Raw genomic sequence first — 18,136 nt, forward strand, 5'->3', positions numbered from 1 at the left:
CATTAGGCTACCGTGGTTATTCGCTTTTATTCACGGCGGAACGTAAATACCCACCGCTAGCATCTAATTGAGCGGCGGCCTGCTCGGCAGATTGCCCCGTTAATACCATTAAAATAGCAACTTTAGCTTTGTTGTTACACGCACTAAGCGCTGCTAAAGCAGCATTTTCACTGCAGTCCGTAGCCTGCATAACTATGCGAAGCGCACGGGCTTTTAGTTTTTCGTTAGTGGCATTCACATCTACCATTAAGTTTTGATAGGTTTTCCCCAGCTTAATCATTGTGCTGGTGCTAATCATATTAAGAATTAGCTTTTGCGCCGTACCCGACTTCATGCGCGTACTGCCAGTAAGTGCCTCAGGACCAACAACTGGGCATATAGCTACATCAGCATGGGTAAAAATAGCGGCGTTAGGGCTACATGCAATAGCGCCAGTAAAGCAGCCAAGCGAACGGGCATATTCCAGTGCGCCACTTACATAGGGTGTACGACCGCTTGCCGAAATACCAATAACGGTATCGTTGTGGTTTAAGGACAGCGCTACAAGATCAGCACGCCCCGCGTCGACGTCATCTTCTGCACCTTCTACGGCGTGCTGAATGGCTTTTTCACCGCCAGCTATCACGCCAACAACCAGTTCATCAGGCACGCTAAACGTTGGGCGGCACTCTACGGCATCAAGTATGCCCAGCCTGCCGCTGGTCCCCGCGCCTATATAAACAAGCCTGCCACCATTTCTAATGCTAGTGGTTGCAGCATCCACCGCTTTTCCAATTTGCGGAATTTGCGAGGTAACTGCGTTTGCCACTTTCGCGTCTTCGTTGTTAATGCGGGCAAGAATGCCTTCCGTGCTTAGTGTGTCTATATCGAGGGTGTCTGGGTTTCTGCCTTCGGACACAATTTTATTCAGTGACTGGGCTAATTCGTTAACGGTGGGTTTATTACCTGCCGCTTCATTGTCAGTACTGACTGTATTTTTAATACTGGCGTTGGCGGATGATTCTGAAGTAGAAGAATTGTGCGAAGACATTGAAAACCTTGGGGCAACGAAATTGTGATAATGAGCTAGCGCAAAGCATAACGGTATTTTATGCCATAAGAAACCTTGCGTTAGATGATACGTTTTTCATTATTAATCCTGCGCAGCTAATACGTTTCTCGTGGTACACTTTGGCTTTCGATATTCTTTCTCATTAAACATTTAAGGAACGTGTTTTTCTGTGAGCCGACAAACGCAAGCTATCATTCATGCTGATGCCCTTTTACATAATTTTAAAGCCCTTGCTGCTTTAGCGCCCTCAAGTCAGTCTATGGCGGTAGTAAAGGCCGATGCTTATGGTCATGGAGCAGTAAATGTTGCGCGCATTCTTCAGCATGTTTCTTCGCGTTTTGCCGTAGCAATAATTGAAGAAGCCATTGCGCTTCGCGACGCGGGAATTTCTGCGCCTATTGTGGTGTTAGAAGGGGCACATCAGGCAAAAGAGTGCCAAATGGCATTTCAGCATAACTGTATATTAGTTATGCACTGCGAAGAACAGCTTACGTGGTTAGAAAGCTGCCCCGAACAGCAGCGCCCGCATATTTGGCTTAAAGTGGATAGCGGCATGCACCGGTTGGGTTTTGCCCTTTTCGATATCGAAGGGATTGCTGCTAAGTACAATCATTTACTTAGCGAGCAAACGGTTATTGCTACGCACTTTGCGTGCGCTGACGATGTAGATAATAATTTTACCAACACGCAAATCGATGCGTTCAAACAAGTAGCGAGTAAATTGGACTTGCCAACCAGCGTGGCTAATTCTCCCGCCACGGTAAACTGGCCTGCAAGTCGAAATGCTTGGAACCGTTTAGGTGTGGGGGTTTATGGCGGTGCCGTTTCTACCTCACAAAATCTCGACATTGAAATCTACCCTGCCATGACACTTCGCTCCAGTGTATTAGCGGTACGAACCATACCGGCAGGCGAGGGAATTGGTTATGGTCAAACCTGGGTAGCAAGTAAGCCCAGCAAAATTGCAACCGTTGGCATTGGTTATGCCGATGGCTATCCAAGACACTGCAAAAACGGTACGCCGGTAATGATTAGAGGTAAACGCGCCTATTTAGCTGGCCGCGTTTCTATGGACATGATCACAATCGATGTAACTCATATCGACAACGTCGCGGTGGGCGATGAAGTTGAGCTCTGGGGGCAGAATGTACCAATTCAGGAAGTTGCGGCTAATGCTGACACTATCGACTACGAATTAATGACCCGCGTTTCTCAACGGGTGCCGCGCATTGTAAAATACCTTTAACTTTCAAAGCAGTGCCAATTTGGCCAATCTTTATTTAATACCAGTCCGCATAGATAATTGCCCTCTCAGCGAGAGTTAAAATGTTCGTAATCGCGGCGTGTTACCGCAGGTATAGTGGTTCTACATCAAGGTGACACAACAAAGAGTACGGACATTTTAAACTCGCCCTTTGGGAAGGCGCTGGCAAGCCTCCTAGCTGCATTCTGGGAATTTGAAAGGGAACAGCCATTCCTGCAATCCCACGCTTTGCTAGGAAACTTGCCAGTGCCTTCTGAGTGGGCAATGATCTATGCGGATTGGTATAATTTAATAAAGCACTATTCATTAAAAGAATGAGACTTTTACCCCCATTTTGAGCCTATACTGTATCGGCTTGGTCGCGGGATTGCGGTGAATGTTTCGCCTCCAACTGTGCTGAGCAACAACTCATAAGTGAGGTTTGTATGCGTACTTCGTTTTCTCGTCCAAGAGTGAACCGTGGAGTAGTAAGTCGACCGTCAAGACCCGTTCAGAAGAAGCAATAGGTTTGTTGTAGGCGTCTAGGAATACAAATAAAAGATACAAGAAAGCCCGGTTAGGTTGTGCCTAACCGGGCTTTTTATTTGTTGCCCTAATCATCGCTGCTGTCTCTTTTTGAGGGGAGTAACAGCGAAAATTTATGACCGAATGGCAAAGACTGGCTGAGTAAATTTAGCCGTTTTGTGCGCGAAGCTCGCTGTCTAAGCACTGTTCTAGGCTGTTTTCAGCACGATTTTCCAAGTGATTGGTATCGGCATTGTTTAACTCAGCGTTTGCCTTTTTTGACTCAGATTCGCCTTGCACTGGGAAGTAACGCTCTGGTCTATGGTTAAGCGAAATAACCATATTCAAACAAAATGCCGCTAAAATTGAAATCAGCACTAAAGGCCAAGCGATGAAAAACAGAGCACTAAGTAATATACAGCTATCTACGGTTAGCTGGAATGTACCGGCTCTAATATTGAAACGCTGTTGTAAATAGAACGCCATAATACCAACGCCACCAAGGCTTGAGCTATGACGAAACATCATCAGCATACCTACACCAATTAAAATACCGCCAAATACCGCCGCAAAAAATGGGTTTACGTGGCTAATATCCACAAACGCTGGAATTTGCTCGGTTAGTACAGAAACCGTGGTGACGGATATGAAGGTGTTAATGGTGAAACGCTTGCTAATTTGCGTCCAAGCTAGGGTGTAAAACGGTAAGTTAATCAGAAAGAATAGCAAGCCGAAGTCCATATCTACGGCATAAGTACCTAATAGCGCTAAGCCTGCCGCGCCACCTACCATTAAGTCTTGAGACTGAAATAAATATACGCCAAAAGCAACAAACAAGCCGGCGCTTATCAGGGCGAAAACATCCTCGATGACACTGTGTTTTGTTTTTTGCATAAGAAAAAGTTTGCGTTAAGAAGACACAGCGTAATTATACGTTTACAACACAGTAGGTTACAGCGAGATGAAAAGTTAACTCGGTGCGATAAATGGCGGAAGGTAAGTTTGCCTTTACGACTTTTAGCGCACCGGTGAATAGGGTGTTGCGTCGATGTAAACGTTGCACCAACCTGGTTCACATAAAACGCAAAAAGTAGAGGAAGCTGCTAGGGAGTCTGATTACTCAACAATAGAGAATACAACGGTATCTTGCTTATTAAATTCTACGCTGCATTTCATAATGCCTAGGTGTAGAGGGCTATATGCTTCAATTTTGCTGCCATTTGCAACAAACTCTGTATCCCACAACAATAAGTTTGCAGTATCTAGCTGGCGTTCGACACTTTTTTTCGATACGCCAGGCGTAAAATTATCGCAGAGAATTATGACTTCGCGCCTTGCTTCTATCCAATAAAACGTCGTAGTGATCAACAGTGCTATTGCCGCTATTGCAACAACATCAGCAATAATGGAACGCTTCATGGCCTGCACGTGCTACTTCTCCTCTACTTCCTTACACTATTCATTTAAAACCTTGCCGCAAAAAATATCGCAACGACAAGGCGCACTTATATAAAGTGCAATTAGGTGGTTTGGATCAAATCCCACTTATTGCCAAACTTATCTCTAAAGATGGCTACCGTACCATACACTTCTTCCCGAGGGGTTTCTAAAAATGCCACCCCTTTGCTTTGCATGGCATTGAAGTCGCGCCAGAAGTCGTCAGTATTCAAAATTAAAAATACTTTATCGGCGGCTTGGCTGCCAATGAGTGCCATTTCTGTGTCATTTTTTGCTTGCGCCAACAACAAGCTCGTAGCACTGTGTGGTGGGGTTACCAGAACAAAACGCGAGTTTTCGCCGGTTACTTTGTCTTCGGTTAAGGTAAAGTTTAAAACCGTGGTGAAGTATTCAACGGCACTGTCGTAGTCGTCTACAAAAAAAGTAATGGCCGAGAGGTTTTGCGTCATAAATCAGGATCACTTTGAAAGTTAAGCTAAGTTAGCTGCGCATACTACCTAAAAGCTGACTGAGCTGAAATGCGGGTTGTCAGTTATTGCATGAAGTTGAGCGATTTCATTAAGCGCAATATTTTGCGTGGTTTTGTCGATGGACATTTGAATACACTCTGTGGCCACGTCGTTGCGTTTATCGATAACTGTGGTCAGTGCTGTACCCCTTACCGTATTCCCGTCTTTTAATACTACGCTCACCTCAAGCCCATACATGCAGGCAATTTCGATGTAGTCGTAAAGCTGGCACGCTATGTTCACATATTCCCCTATTTGCTGTTCAAGTGGCGACCAATTAGTAGAGTAGACCTGACGTTCACAGCAAAACTTTCCGCATCTACCGCGCATACATAGCACTTCACTTTCCACAGTAAACGACCAATGTTTAAATGCCGCCGCCTCGCGGGGGGCGATTAATTTGCTTGAGTCACGTCACAGAAGTCTGACCTTAACAAATGATCTTTTTTTAAGGTTTGCTCAGTATTGTTAGTACTGAAGGATTTATTTTGGTGCGCGATACGCCTAAGCGCTTGAACGCCCCTCATGTTTCTTAGAGGCATTTTTTAGCAAAGGGTTCCCGCCAAAAATTCAATACAGGAACAGTAATGAACAAGCTACTATCCGCATTTTCTTTAGTTTCAATAGCCTCGTGCACCTCAAGCTTCGCTAATGCCGACGAACTTCCCTTTAATTTAAGCGGTCATGTTAGGGTTAACTACGGGCATCAAGACTGGCAAATTCCCGAATTTAGAGATGGTTTCGAATTTGAATCATTCAAACTTGGCGTGTCGGGTGAGTCAGATCAATTTAGCTATAAAGCCGAATATCGATGGTACGAAAACACCGACTTCGACACAGTAAGGTTCGCCGACCTGACTTATCATTTCGATGAGCAAACCGAGATTACCGCAGGTATAACCCAAACCCCGTTTGGTTTGCAGCCCTTTGCCAGTAACAACTTTTGGTTCTCGGTAAATTATTATCTTGGCTTCGAAGATGATTACGATGCTGGGGTGAAAATAAACCACGATTGGGGCAACTGGGATTTTCAAGCCGCCTATTTTATGAACGACGAGTACAACGATGCCGCTGAGTTTGGGCGCTATTCGTTCGACGTGGCGGATGACGGTGAATATCGAAATAAAGAAGACGGCCAATACAATTTACGTGCTAACTACACAGCAAACTTTATTCGCGGAGGCACTACCGATATTGGCGTGTCTTACCAATACGGCAACATCTTAAACCTGGATACCCTGGACGATGGTGATATGAATGCCTATGCCGTGCATATGCGCCATACCCAAGGCGACCTAAAAGTCGAACTGCAGTATATCGATTATGAATACGATTTGGCTGCACCAGAAGGGCAAGCAGACGATCGCATAGCGCTATCCTCTTTCACCTTCCCGTTCTTAGCCGCGGCCGACGGTAAAACCTATTCAGCAAACCTTGTGTACTCTGTGCCTTATAAGTTTACTCACATAGAATCACTTACTTGTTACTCAGAGTACAGCGTGGCAAAAGGTGAAGGAAGTGAAGGGAAAAACTCGTCGCAGTGGATAAACGGCTGTAGCTTTGGCTGGGATAAATTGTTTGTATATGTAGATAGTATCCAAGGCAAAAGCATGTGGTTCTCAGGCGGTCCGGGCGTGGGACTCGACTTAGGTGGTAGACAAGAAACTACCCACCGCCTGAACATAAACCTTGGTATTTACTTCTAATCACTAACAGGACTTTGACATGCGATTACTATTAATAGCGACATTTATACTAGCGCTAGTTCCAATGCAAAGTTTTGCCCATGCGTGGATGAAACTGCGAATAGCGACCACAGAGTATGCCCCTTATACGTCAACTGATATGCAGCACGACGGTTATATCAATCACATAATCGCTGATGCGTTTTTAGAGACGGGCGTTGTGGTTGAGTTTGTATCTTTACCCTGGGAAGAAGCGCTTGAAGCAACGCTAAAAGGCGAATACGACGCCATCTCATACGGCAATTTTGTGCGCGCCCGGGAAAGTGAGTTTTTCCACAGTAACCCTATTAGTGCGGAAAGCTTGGTGTTTTATGTTAATGCTGAAAAGGGCCCTGATACTTGGGCTGAATTAAGCGACTTAAAAGACCTGAAGATGGGCGTAACGGAAGGGTATTTATACAACGATGAACTTGCCGCTTACATTAAAAGCAGCAGTAATGTTGTGGAAAGTGCCACAGACAAAGACAATTTACAGGCGCTGATTGACGGTAAAATTGATGTTTTTCCCATTGATGAGTTAACCGGATGGTACTTGCTTCAGCGTGATTTCGATAGTGGCGACCGCAGAGATGTGATGCCCATTAAGCCGTTTATCTCAACTGTAACCACGCATCTGTTAGTGCCTAAAGGCGAAAGTGACAGTCAGCTTATTCTGTCGCTATTTAATAAAGGGTTAGAAGAGTTAACGCTGGACGGAAAACTGACCCGCTTTAAACGCCTTCTAAAAGAAGGCTACTATCAGCATCCGCAGAAAAAAGTGAATTTTGACAGACGTTAGCTGGCGTTTCAGGCCTAAGGGGCTATAGATAAGCCCCGCTGGCTAAACGCCAAAGGCATAATAAATTAAACTAAAAGGGCAGTGCGATAATAAAAATAATCTATATACTTCAGTGCACATGATACTGATGTAATGGTTATTTCCTAATGCGCAGCCCTTTATTTGTGCGACTTTACGGGCGTGGTCGTTTTCGCTCGCTGTTGAGCACATGCCTTCTGCTAATACTCGTTGTTATTTGCCCGTTAGCCAACGCGTCGAGTGATGAAATAGCCTTTGATGTCTCTGGCTCGTTTAGAGTGCGCTACGAGTCGTTGAATAACCCTATATTTCCAACATCATCAGCTGCTCGAGAACAAAGTAATCAGCGTCTTTCAACACGCTTTATCGTGAATTCTACGGTGAGTTATCAAAACCTCGCGGCAACGATTGAAATACGTGACTCGCGAGTGTTTCTGGATGAAAACGATCCAACGCTAACGGCCAATCAGGTTAATACACTAGAGCCTACACAGTTTTTTATCACCTACAAACCTGAACGAGAATCAGGCTTATACGAAGTGTCTGCGATAAAAGTAGGGCGTATGGAGCTCGACTACGGCAGTCGCAGGCTATTGGCCAAAACAGCCTATCGCAATGCCACCAATAGCTATGATGGAATAGTGGTGGAAGCAAGAGTTGCAGATTGGCAAGTACACGGGGTGTACGTGCTGCCGGTATCTCGCTTTCCTACTGACAGTGAAAGTCTGGACGGGAACGAACGCGCGTTCGACAAAAGCTTTAGCGAACGAAAATTCTTTGGTGTGTACGCTGCGTCAAAAGACAACAACGTCAAGCTGCAAAGCTACTGGTTAAAAGAAGACGATAGTGAAGCACTTGCCACCAAAAACCGTGATTTGTACACATTGAGTGTGGACTTTACCCAGCCTTTCGATAATGGCCTGATAACAAATATAGAGGTGGTGGGGCAAACGGGAACTTCTTATCAAACCGCAACTGCTAACGATACAGACGAGAAAGACGTTCGTGCATATATGCTGTTTGGTTATGTTGGGAAACAGATTACAGACAACACCTTTCTTAGAGCTGAAGTCGACTATATCAGTGGCGACAACGACACAAGCGATGACACAATCTCTGACTTTGATACCTTATACGGCGTGCGACGTTTTGATTTCGGACCTACTGATGTATATCAGGCTATGCCACGTAGAAACCTAAAAGCAGTGGGGCTTCGAAGCGTGTCTAAGCCAGCAAAAGCGCACAATATTATGCTTGGTTACAAAGCCATGTGGTACCAAAAAGCACCTCAAGACGTGGACAGTTTCATTGGCCATCAAGTGGAAGCTCGCTGGCGTTATCAAGTGCGACCCGAGTTGCGATTAGTGCTAGGTGGAGCCTACCTCAAAAAAGGAGAAGGTTTTGCGCGTGGAGATTACAGCGACAACAGCGCCTTTTTATTCACTGGCGCTTTGTATACCTTTTAAAATCTCCGGCTACATAGCCCGCGTAAACTGGGTACAGCTGCTTACACTACAAGCCTTGCAGATGAGCGTGTACTCTCTTTTCTGTTTATTATATTACTGATATGGTTAACGGCTATTTTGAAATGCCCATTTAGAGGTTGCCTTGTCGTATTCAGCTGAAACATCGTTTTTTGCCCGTTGTATTGCACTATTAAAATTACTCGGCCCGGGTGTGCTTATGGCAACAGCGGCGGTAGGCGGTAGTCACTTAGTAGCATCAACTCAAGCGGGGGCGAAGTTTGGTTGGCAGTTAGCGCTGCTTATATTGGTAGTTAACTTACTCAAATACCCATTCTTTAGAGCAGGTGTTAGCTACACCATCAGTACAAAACAAACCCTTCAGCAAGGGTACTTGGGAATGGGACGACGATATTTGGCCATTGCCTTGGGTTTGAATACCATTGCGTCGGTGGTCAATGCTGCAGCGCTGTTGTTGTTTGCTGCAAGCTTATTGTCGTATTTTATTCCTTTCGATATCGCCATAACGTTGTCAGCTTCAGTGGTTTTGGCACTTATTTTAATCATTCTACTCGCTGGCCATTTTGAAGGATTGGACAATATCGCCAAAGGCATAATGGGCGTGCTTGTGGTGGCGACTGTCGCCGTATTCGTGGTGGCACTAAGCAATTATTCTGCTTCACCAGCACCTGCCGTGGCGCCGCCTTCGCCTTGGACGCTCGCTACATTAGGCTTTTTAGTCGTCACAATGGGGTGGATGCCCGCACCTATTGAAATATCGTCCATTACTTCACTTTGGTTAAAGCGCCAGTGCAAAGGGCAAGCCGTAACGCCAAAGTCGGCCCTTTTCGATTTTAATTTAGGTTATGCAGTGACGGTGCTACTCGCATTATTGTTTTTGGGCTTAGGTGCATTAATTTTGTATGGCAGCGGTACAGAGCTGAGTACCAGCGGTATCGGCTTTTCCCATCAGCTAATTAGCATGTACTCATCAACCATTGGACAGTGGGCGCATTGGCTTATCGCACTGGTTGCATTTTTGTGCATATTTGGTTCGGCGCTAACCGTTTACGATGGTTATGCGAGGGTGGTTGCTGAAGCAATAGCGCTTCTTTTTAACAAAGACAAAAACGCACGAAATACGCTGGTAACGCCGGTGTTACTGTTCATGGCAGTGGCGAGTTTTATCATTGTGTTGTTCTTTAAATCTGCGCTATTGGCAATGTTAGGCTTTGCGATGACGCTGGCCTTTGTTACTACTCCAATGTTTGCTTGGCTTAACCATAAGCTTGTGGCACAAACCAAGCTTCATCAAGACGCGGCACCAAACGTGGTAGTGAAGCTGCTTAGCTATTTAGGCCTAATCTATCTATTTGGGTTTCTAATGGTGTTTATATGGTGGAAGTGGTTTAGCTAGTCGCTTCCTACCGTAACGAGAGCGCAGAGCACTTTAGGTGCTTCGCAAGTCTCGCCTTAGTAAATTAGTTTAATTACGCGCACTTATGCGAGCCCTAGCGCAATACTCATCTATACTGTAGATGACATCGTTTGAGGAGTTCGCAGCTTGGTGCGTGGCAAAAAACTATTTCCTTCCACCCTTTTATTATGGGGTAAGCGTATCATGCTGCTTTCGCTTGTGAGTGCGGCAATGTGGGGCTGTTCAAAAGAACCGCAGCAAACTATCCACTGGCACAATGCTTACGACATTGAGCGCGAACTTCATCTTTTGGGGCAGCAAGAAGACCCTCGCGAAATCTACAAAAGGCTTCAAGGTATTAAGCAACAAGCTTCGCTACAGCTTTCTCAAATGCGTGAAACAGGTAATCAGGACCCGCTATTTAGGGAATGGTTGGAGTCGCTACGCATTAGCTTATCGTTAGCCCCCTTGTACGGCGATACCATTGAAACGTGTAGCGTGTGGCAACGCGCCATGGAAGAGGCTTGGGGAGTGGGAATAGTGCAGTTTAATGAACGAGCTAAACTCGTGTGGCGGGTAATGGTGGCTACCTGCAACGCACGAGTTCGCTCGGTATAGTACTAGGTTTTACTTAGTATAAACGGGGCGAGCCGCTGTTAGCGTTGCCACTTTATCTATCACTTGCTGTACTACTGCATTGTCTTCTGGCGCTGTTAACACATCACAAATCCAATGGGCTAATTGAGCACAGTCTTCTTCACTAAAATTGCGTGAAGTGACCGCAGGAGTGCCAATTCGAATACCACTTGTAACGAATGGCGACTGCGGATCGTTAGGTACTGTGTTCTTATTTACCGTTATATTCACGCTATTTAATATCGCGTCGGCTTCTTTCCCCGTCATTCCTTTGCTTACAAGACTTAGCAGGAACATGTGGTTGTCGGTTCCATTAGAAACTACGTCAAAGCCACGCTTCATAAACACATCAGCCATAGCTTGTGCATTAATGACTACCTGCTTTTGATAAGCGCGGAACTCTGCTGTCATGGCTTCTTTAAGCGCTACCGCTTTTGCGGCAATAACGTGCATAAGTGGGCCACCCTGAATGCCAGGGAAAATTAATGAATTGAATTTCTTTTCAAGCTCGGGGTTTGACTTACACATAATAAGCCCGCCACGAGGACCACGTAGTGTTTTATGGGTAGTAGTAGTAACCACGTGAGCCGCGTTAATTGGCGAGGGATAAACACCGGCCGCAACAAGGCCTGCAACATGTGCCATATCTACGAGTAAATACGCGCCTACGCTATCAGCGATGTCTCTAAACTTCTGCCAGTCGACCACGCGAGAGTAAGCAGAAAAGCCCGCTACAATCATTTTTGGTTTGTGCTCTTGAGCCAGGGCTTCTACTTGGTCATAGTCAATTTCACCAGTTTCTGTGTTCAAGCCATACTGAATCGCGTTGTATAGTTTTCCCGAGAAGTTAGGCTTTGCACCGTGTGTGAGGTGCCCACCGTGATCAAGGCTCAACCCAAGAATGGTATCGCCCGGGTTTAATAGCGCCATATAAACTGCAGTATTCGCTTGAGAGCCAGAGTGAGGCTGCACATTCACATAGTCCGCTTCAAACAATGCTTTAGCTCTGTCGATAGCAAGCTGTTCTACTTTGTCCACCGCCTCGCAGCCACCGTAATAGCGCTTGCCCGGATAGCCTTCTGCATACTTATTAGTTAGCTGACTGCCTTGCGCCTGCATAACAGCTTTGCTGGTGTAGTTCTCCGATGCAATCAGTTCAATGTGATGTTCTTGGCGTTCGTTTTCTTGCGCAATAAATGCTGCGATATCTGGGTCTTGTTCGTGAAGGTGCTGGTTAAGTGGGTTCATGCTGGCTCCTAAATGTCATTATTTTGTATCTGATACTAGGAGTGTAAAAAGAATAAATAAAATTAATAAAAAATATGGCATTATAATTTTATTAAATGGACTTGTGAGCAAGTTTGGCACTAGTAAGGCAAAACAGCAGGCAAAGCTAATAGAGAGGTGTAAAGCAAAGTAATGAAAAACTTATCGATAGATTTTCTGCGTTCGTTCGTACTTATTGCACAGACGGGTAGCTACACACAATGTGCGGAGCAGCTTCAGCGCACACAGCCTGCCATTAGCTTACAGATAAAAAAACTAGAAGAAATGATTGGGGAAAAGCTATTTTCCCGCGACAAAAACCGCTTGGCACTGACTGGCGCTGGTAGTCGCTTATTGTCGTATGGTGAAAAGATAGTGGCTCTTAACGATCAGGCAATGGCCGAATTCGGCAAGCCGCAGGTTACGGGAAATATTCGGTTAGGCATTCCCAGCGAATTTAGTACAACGCTTATGCCTAAAATTATTCGACGGTTCACGCAAACCTATCCGGAAATATCGCTAGAGGTGCATTGTGCGCTAAGTAAAGACTTACTTAGTGAGCCGCTTAAAAGTCAGTTCGATTTAATTCTTTCGCTACAAGAAACACCAGATCCTCAGCAAGACGGCTACATCATTTCAGATCAATTGGTATGGGTGGGGAGTCAGCGCTTTGTAAATAGCGTGCCTGCTAAACTGCCTATTATTGCTGCACCGTCGCCGTGTATTTACCGCAAGCGAGCAACCAATCTTTTATCGGCCATCAAAAAACCGTGGCAGGTGGTGTATACCATTGCTGACTTAAATGGCATACAAACGGCGATTAACGAAGGGCTGGGCATAACCGTTCTTGCAAAGAGTTCAGTGCCACCTGGTCTACACGTTTTATCTAATTCAGAAAGTTTACCCGAGCTTGGGCATGTGGGTGTTTGTTTAGTTAACCCTCAGAAAGTGTCATCGAAAGCGATTAGCTTGCTTACTGAAACCATTACCAACGAAGTCGCAAATTTTTAAGAAGGGATGAATTGGAATAGCTAGCGCGCCTAGTTGACAAAAAAGTAAGCGCGCTAAAAGGAAATGAGGCTTTTCAATAAAACGCCGCTTATGCCTTTTTAACAAACTGCGCAGTTAGCATCATTTCACCCGCGCCATCTACTTTGCAATCTAGCTGATGGTCTTTGGCATCTTTCACGTGACGGATAACGGCTTTCGTTCCAATTTTAAGTACCAGCGAACTGCCTTTTACCTTCAAATCTTTTGCTAGCGTAATCTTGTCACCGGCTACTAACGGTGTACCGTTGAAGTCTTTTGCTGAGACTTCCTCTTCTACCTCGTTCGGGTTCCACTCGTGTCCACATTCGGGGCAAATAAGTAGAGGCTGATCTTCGTATACATATTCTGATTGGCAATGCGGGCAAGGAGGTAACGACATGTGGAATTCTCTTAAAATACTAAATTAAAGCGCTCGGGTCATAAAGTGGCTGTTGGGATCGATTGAATAACTGCCAAATGGACCGCAATCAACAAAACCAAACTTTTTGTATAGGGTTCTGGCCGCTAAAAAGTAGTCTTGCGTTCCTGTTTCTAAACTTACCGAACTAAACCCCTTCATTTTCGCATGTTCTAGGGCAAAAAGTAATAACTGAGACGCTACACCGCAACCTCTGAACGGTTTGGCGGTGCGCATAGATTTTAGCTCGGCGCTATGTGTATCAAGGGTTTTAATAGCGACGCAGCCCGCAAGCTGTTGCTGCTTCCAGCCACTAAAAAAAGTAATGTTCGAAGCTTTTAGTGCTTCAACATCTAATGCATGTACGCTCTCAGGTGGCGATGTAGCATACATATCAGACAAATGCTCTTCTAAAAGCGCTAGCACTTCTCCTCCGGTGAGATCATCAATAATAATCTTCATGTGCTTTGGCCTTTAGGTATATTCTGAATAGACGGCGGTACAAGCCTGTTTGTTATGTGCTTAAGGGTTTAGTCATGTTAAAAAAGCGGTCGTCTTCACTTTTTATGACAAATCCCACTTTTTTATAAAGCGAAACTGCAGGGCTAACTTTGAATACTCGTAAGTCAAGCGAGTTAGTATTGGCCCCTAACGCTAGCCTTTCTGCTTCTTCAATGGCAGCACTGCCTATGCCTTTGTTCTGTGCGCTGGGTATGACCTGAAGGTCGCGCAATATACAGGTTCTACCGTCGTATTGAAGGCGCATAACCCCCACCGTTTCGCTGTCTACTTGAATGTCGTAATTAATGAGCTCTGCGGTAACCCCAAGCACTTTTTCGGCGTCCCAATCAGGCGCAAACTGAGCGTAATAATCGCGCATGTTATTAAAGGTAAACTCAGCAGCCCTTGGTAGGTTCGTACTTGGAATAAAGGTAATCTTCATCGCGTTTTCTTCGTTATTTATTGCAAGCAAGACTCTTATCCGTGACTTCTTGGTGCAAACATAATTATCGCCATACCAATCATAGCGACAAAGGTGCCCACCAAGTCCCATAACGTTGGCTTCACTCCATCAACAAGCCAAAGCCACATAATAGCCATGAAAATGTAAACACCACCGTAAGCCGCGTATACGCGCCCGGCAGCAGTCGGGTGCAGTGATAACAGCCAAGCAAAAAGCGCGAGCGATATAGCCGCTGGTACTAACAACCATATGGACTTATCTTCTTTCAACCATAAGTAGGGCAGATAGCACCCAACAATTTCAGCAAGTGCAGTAATAACAAACAAACCAATGGTTTTTAATTCCAACGGGCAGACCTCTTTTGAAATACTGATGGTGAGCAAACAATGCCCTTTGAAAAGGGCATTAAAGCGCTACTCGCACGCCATGCTAGGAAACTATCTTTCACTAGTTATCGTCGCTTTCAGAGCTAAACAAGCCTCTAAAAAGCGCGGTAAGTGCTCCAGACACCGTATCTTCTATAGCATCGTTTTTGTGGTCACGCTTTTTGCTGTATCGGTTAGTAGATTCTTCTCGCTGTCTTTTTTCAGCACTGGCACTAGCCCCATCAAGAAAGTCTCTTGCAGCCCTATCAGATGTTGAAGCGCACCCTGTTGAGATTACGCATATTGACAAGATTACTATCAATTTAATCTTCATGTTATCTAAATTCCTCTCACCGTATAACGTCTAATAAAGGGCATAATAAAGTGTAGCGTAACAACGATTCGTTATGTACTTTGCTTGCTCATACCTCTAATTGCAAAGAAGTAATAGATTAAAAACCCCAACCACGAAAAGAAAAGGGAAATGACCCCCCATGCTAACTTGTGTATGCCTTTAGCTTTTTTGGATGTTAAGGCAATTAACGCTGGTAGAAGTGTAAGGCTGAAAAGCACGACAAAAATAATGATTTGCCAAAAACTCATATTAAAAGAACTCCTTATCTTTTGGTTTTTAATTACAAGGGCTGCACCAAGCTCACCGAATGTAGACATCTAACCTCTACTCGTTTCTATATCCATTGATTTCAACGAATTATTTTTTATTTACTTGAACTACAGCCTATAGAATCAAGTTTTCTGAATTACACACTATAGTCTTAATCGTCATTTTGTTAAGACATTTACTGCGATTTTTGTTTTGAAGCGTGAGGCATAATTGCGTAAAAAACTGAACAAATTGCTATTACATAAAAAGAATGGAAGAAAAAGCCCACCATATTTAACGCATCTGCTTCACACTGTGTTTGCAGGCCAGAGCAAAAAAAGAACTCCACTACGAATGAAGACAGTACTCCTAAGCCAAAAATTGCCATATAACTGAACAACGGTTTGAGCTTTAGAATTCCAATAATCAGCAAAACAACAACTACTGGAATTACAATAATTAGCGCAGTCTGCATAAATCCCTCTTAGATTGATTTGGCTACTCACAATCCTGTGAAAGAAACTTGGTAGATTACGGCCTGTTAAACCAAATATAAACTGCATACAATTAACAACCAAGTTAGTGATATACCGAGTACTATTTTGAATGTTGGTAACTTAGTTTGTGTTAATGAATAAATCGCATGTGCTGCAGGAATGACAGCGAAACAGCCACCAAGTACTAAGCCTTTAAAAAATCCTGCGATTAACCCCCATTCATCTGCAATAAATGCATAAACCCAAGTGACTCCCCAGGCTACAAAGCAAAATGAAAGCAATAACTTGGCTATTCTGGCTTTTACCTTTACATCTTTGCTTTTCATAAATATCCCGTTAGATAGTTTCCAGAGGTAAATAACGACTTAACATTGTGTCTTCCCTAGGGAAGATACAGTCGTGAGACGAACTTGGCTGATTAGTAAGGCCGACATCTATTTTGAAAGCACACGGCTTGTGGTTACCTGAGCCGTGTTGTCTATTTCATCAGCTTTACTACGCATTGTTTGAAAGGCTCTACTTTCGCACTTAATTCAGGGGGGAGTATTTCGGTACCGTCTGTTAAATCTAGAATGCCTGACACTACTGGTTTGTCAGCTTTCGTATCTATCTTAGCATTTATGGTCATGGAAAAGTTGTAGCCGCTTGGGAGTAGAGATGCGCATTTTTGGACTGAATTTAAGGGAGCTGGGTTACTAAATGATTGAAAGGCTAACAGTGAAGATAGCAAAGTGGCTGAGCCAATAAAAAAAGCTTTTTTGTTCATGGTAATTCCTTTTAACGTATTTTGCTGTCCCAAACTTCGACCTTAACTGATCTACAAAGTTCTGTAGCTAACGTCGCAGCGAACGTGCTCATTGGCTTGTTATATGTGTACAAATTAAAACCTTTCACACCTCACTTTAGTAAAAAACTAGCTACAAAGAGGATGATATTTGTTCTAGGCAATTATTTACTTGCCCATCGGTAACAATAAAACCACCCAACAGGCGGGATCAAGAAGTTGAGCAAGACGGCGTAAATGACAACCAACCCGATATTGTCAGCCTTTCCTTTAGCAAATTTGATGGTAAAGAAAATTACAACTAACGCGAGGATGAAGAGTGCTTGCCCCCAAAATGTTGCATTTAGATTCATAACATTCCTTATTGATGAACTTTCTGAAAAGCATTGGTCTTCCCCATTAAAAGTGGACGTCTATGTTAAGCGTATTTTGCTTCGTATTCATATGGGCTGACATAACCCAATGTTAAATGCCGCCTACTCTGACTTTGAAAAACTTAGTTTTTTCGCTCAAATGTTGATATGACCAAGGAGGGTTTACTACATCAATGTTAGAAACGCCCAGCGTAGCAAGCCCTTCGAGTGAATAGTACCAGCCGATAAAGTCTTCTTTCTCTGCGAACTCTTTATATTCGGAAGATTGCCCTAGTGTTGTTATTCGCTGGTCCACACCAATTTTTTCGAAGAAGTTTCGCTCACGAATTACAGCTGACTTCATATATTTTTCTAAGTTCTGCTTTGTTAATTCCCGCTCTTCCTCTGGAAGAGCATCAATAAACGATGTTATTTCTTTCTCCATTCCGGTTGTACCACCGTGGAAACCAATAATTGCGTGATTTGAAATCCTGTGATGATTTGCTGCAGAAAAAACGTAGTTGGCGCATGATGAGAGACAATACTCATTGACCTCAAGCTTTAAATCATAGTCATGAACAATGTCACCAAGATCCATTCCATGATTGATTTCACCGCCTTCGGACGTTATAGACAGCCATTCAACCTTATTTTCACTATTTTCCAGAAATGAAAGAAGTTTCTGATTTGCTGATGGCGATAATTTACCGTGATAAATTACTGTGTTTTCCTTCAAATTGACGGTTGTTTCACTACCTTGTGCTGACACGCATGAAAGAGAAATAATTAAAATAAAAGACCAAAAAAGTTTAAACATGTACCTTCCTTGTGGCATTTAAAGCCCCACTAAGGGGCAAATAGACGTAAGCTATAATACTGAGCGCAGAGAGGGAAGCCTACAAGTATATGTCCCAACCCGCTTGCGTCTACAGCGGTTTGATAATCATTGAGCCTCCTCCCTATCAGCATAAACAGAGTTTATCCTAATAGGCGACCAAACCAAGGGAGAAAAC

At 44.1% G+C, this 18,136-nt stretch carries 23 protein-coding genes; 7 read left to right on the plus strand and 16 right to left on the minus strand.

The window, feature by feature from the left end; all coding sequences use genetic code 11:
* Positions 1-16 precede the first annotated feature (16 nt).
* The gene (murQ, locus tag AC0J2X_RS16285; RefSeq protein ID WP_287498767.1) at positions 17-1,030 is read right to left on the minus strand and encodes an N-acetylmuramic acid 6-phosphate etherase; all 1,014 of its coding nucleotides are present in this window, start codon (positions 1,028-1,030) and stop codon (positions 17-19) included.
* A gap of 190 nt (positions 1,031-1,220) precedes the next feature.
* Between murQ and alr the strand changes: the two genes are divergently transcribed.
* A complete protein-coding gene (gene alr / locus AC0J2X_RS16290) occupies positions 1,221-2,297 on the plus strand; it encodes an alanine racemase (RefSeq protein WP_239241104.1) in 1,077 nt (358 codons plus the stop codon).
* 690 nt (positions 2,298-2,987) lie between these two features.
* On the opposite strand, the gene AC0J2X_RS16295 is transcribed toward alr, so the two are convergent.
* The 4 genes from AC0J2X_RS16295 to AC0J2X_RS16310 all read right to left on the minus strand — a co-directional run bounded on the left by AC0J2X_RS16295 (position 2,988) and on the right by AC0J2X_RS16310 (position 5,116).
* On the minus strand, positions 2,988-3,713 hold the full coding sequence (locus tag AC0J2X_RS16295; RefSeq protein ID WP_061439314.1) for a YitT family protein: 726 nt from the start codon (positions 3,711-3,713) through the stop codon (positions 2,988-2,990).
* Between the two features lie 222 nt (positions 3,714-3,935).
* Positions 3,936-4,247 carry a hypothetical protein gene (locus AC0J2X_RS16300; protein ID WP_014948122.1) on the minus strand — a complete coding sequence of 104 codons (312 nt, stop codon included), beginning with the start codon at positions 4,245-4,247 and terminating at the stop codon, positions 3,936-3,938.
* A 92-nt stretch (positions 4,248-4,339) separates the two neighbouring features.
* The gene (locus AC0J2X_RS16305) at positions 4,340-4,726 is read right to left on the minus strand and encodes a VOC family protein (protein ID WP_014948123.1); all 387 of its coding nucleotides are present in this window, start codon (positions 4,724-4,726) and stop codon (positions 4,340-4,342) included.
* A gap of 48 nt (positions 4,727-4,774) precedes the next feature.
* Positions 4,775-5,116, minus strand: coding sequence for a Rho-binding antiterminator (locus tag AC0J2X_RS16310; RefSeq protein WP_278343511.1), 342 nt, complete (start codon positions 5,114-5,116; stop codon positions 4,775-4,777).
* A gap of 257 nt (positions 5,117-5,373) precedes the next feature.
* On the opposite strand from AC0J2X_RS16310, the gene AC0J2X_RS16315 reads away from it, so the two are divergent.
* From AC0J2X_RS16315 to AC0J2X_RS16335, 5 genes are all read left to right on the plus strand, one after another.
* Positions 5,374-6,492, plus strand: coding sequence for a hypothetical protein (locus AC0J2X_RS16315; RefSeq protein ID WP_472996210.1), 1,119 nt, complete (start codon positions 5,374-5,376; stop codon positions 6,490-6,492).
* Between the two features lie 19 nt (positions 6,493-6,511).
* Positions 6,512-7,309 (plus strand): substrate-binding periplasmic protein, encoded by a 798-nt coding sequence (locus tag AC0J2X_RS16320; RefSeq protein ID WP_014975545.1) that lies wholly within the window; start codon positions 6,512-6,514, stop codon positions 7,307-7,309.
* A gap of 146 nt (positions 7,310-7,455) precedes the next feature.
* A complete protein-coding gene (locus AC0J2X_RS16325) occupies positions 7,456-8,793 on the plus strand; it encodes an alginate export family protein (RefSeq protein WP_472996211.1) in 1,338 nt (445 codons plus the stop codon).
* Between the two features lie 142 nt (positions 8,794-8,935).
* Entirely contained in the window at positions 8,936-10,207 is a 1,272-nt protein-coding gene (locus AC0J2X_RS16330; RefSeq protein WP_039225017.1) for an NRAMP family divalent metal transporter, read from the plus strand.
* Between the two features lie 147 nt (positions 10,208-10,354).
* Positions 10,355-10,825, plus strand: a complete 471-nt coding sequence (locus tag AC0J2X_RS16335; protein ID WP_472996212.1) for a hypothetical protein — start codon at positions 10,355-10,357, stop codon at positions 10,823-10,825.
* A 9-nt stretch (positions 10,826-10,834) separates the two neighbouring features.
* Here the strand turns inward: AC0J2X_RS16335 and glyA are convergent, their stop codons facing one another.
* Positions 10,835-12,091: a serine hydroxymethyltransferase gene (gene glyA / locus AC0J2X_RS16340; protein ID WP_061439323.1), complete on the minus strand. Its 1,257-nt coding sequence runs from the start codon at positions 12,089-12,091 to the stop codon at positions 10,835-10,837.
* Between the two features lie 171 nt (positions 12,092-12,262).
* Between glyA and AC0J2X_RS16345 the strand changes: the two genes are divergently transcribed.
* The gene (locus AC0J2X_RS16345) at positions 12,263-13,120 is read left to right on the plus strand and encodes a LysR family transcriptional regulator (protein WP_014978205.1); all 858 of its coding nucleotides are present in this window, start codon (positions 12,263-12,265) and stop codon (positions 13,118-13,120) included.
* 88 nt (positions 13,121-13,208) lie between these two features.
* Here the strand turns inward: AC0J2X_RS16345 and AC0J2X_RS16350 are convergent, their stop codons facing one another.
* The 10 genes from AC0J2X_RS16350 to AC0J2X_RS16395 all read right to left on the minus strand — a co-directional run bounded on the left by AC0J2X_RS16350 (position 13,209) and on the right by AC0J2X_RS16395 (position 17,940).
* The gene (locus tag AC0J2X_RS16350; protein WP_014948132.1) at positions 13,209-13,538 is read right to left on the minus strand and encodes a zinc ribbon domain-containing protein YjdM; all 330 of its coding nucleotides are present in this window, start codon (positions 13,536-13,538) and stop codon (positions 13,209-13,211) included.
* Between the two features lie 24 nt (positions 13,539-13,562).
* A complete protein-coding gene (locus AC0J2X_RS16355; protein ID WP_014948133.1) occupies positions 13,563-14,018 on the minus strand; it encodes a GNAT family N-acetyltransferase in 456 nt (151 codons plus the stop codon).
* A gap of 52 nt (positions 14,019-14,070) precedes the next feature.
* On the minus strand, positions 14,071-14,499 hold the full coding sequence (locus tag AC0J2X_RS16360; RefSeq protein WP_061486917.1) for a GNAT family N-acetyltransferase: 429 nt from the start codon (positions 14,497-14,499) through the stop codon (positions 14,071-14,073).
* Positions 14,500-14,534: 35 nt separating this feature from the next.
* A complete protein-coding gene (locus tag AC0J2X_RS16365) occupies positions 14,535-14,867 on the minus strand; it encodes a YnfA family protein (RefSeq protein ID WP_252119685.1) in 333 nt (110 codons plus the stop codon).
* A 100-nt stretch (positions 14,868-14,967) separates the two neighbouring features.
* Positions 14,968-15,219, minus strand: coding sequence for a hypothetical protein (locus AC0J2X_RS16370; RefSeq protein WP_014948136.1), 252 nt, complete (start codon positions 15,217-15,219; stop codon positions 14,968-14,970).
* Positions 15,220-15,290: 71 nt separating this feature from the next.
* Entirely contained in the window at positions 15,291-15,557 is a 267-nt protein-coding gene (locus tag AC0J2X_RS16375) for a hypothetical protein (RefSeq protein WP_232375988.1), read from the minus strand.
* A 128-nt stretch (positions 15,558-15,685) separates the two neighbouring features.
* Positions 15,686-15,964: a hypothetical protein gene (locus tag AC0J2X_RS16380; protein WP_014948138.1), complete on the minus strand. Its 279-nt coding sequence runs from the start codon at positions 15,962-15,964 to the stop codon at positions 15,686-15,688.
* Positions 15,965-16,030: 66 nt separating this feature from the next.
* A complete protein-coding gene (locus AC0J2X_RS16385) occupies positions 16,031-16,312 on the minus strand; it encodes a hypothetical protein (protein ID WP_061439334.1) in 282 nt (93 codons plus the stop codon).
* Between the two features lie 152 nt (positions 16,313-16,464).
* Positions 16,465-16,752, minus strand: a complete 288-nt coding sequence (locus AC0J2X_RS16390) for a hypothetical protein (RefSeq protein WP_472996213.1) — start codon at positions 16,750-16,752, stop codon at positions 16,465-16,467.
* Positions 16,753-17,235: 483 nt separating this feature from the next.
* The gene (locus AC0J2X_RS16395; protein ID WP_472996214.1) at positions 17,236-17,940 is read right to left on the minus strand and encodes a hypothetical protein; all 705 of its coding nucleotides are present in this window, start codon (positions 17,938-17,940) and stop codon (positions 17,236-17,238) included.
* Positions 17,941-18,136: the final 196 nt, after the last annotated feature.

The organism is Alteromonas sp. R7, from assembly GCF_055755235.1.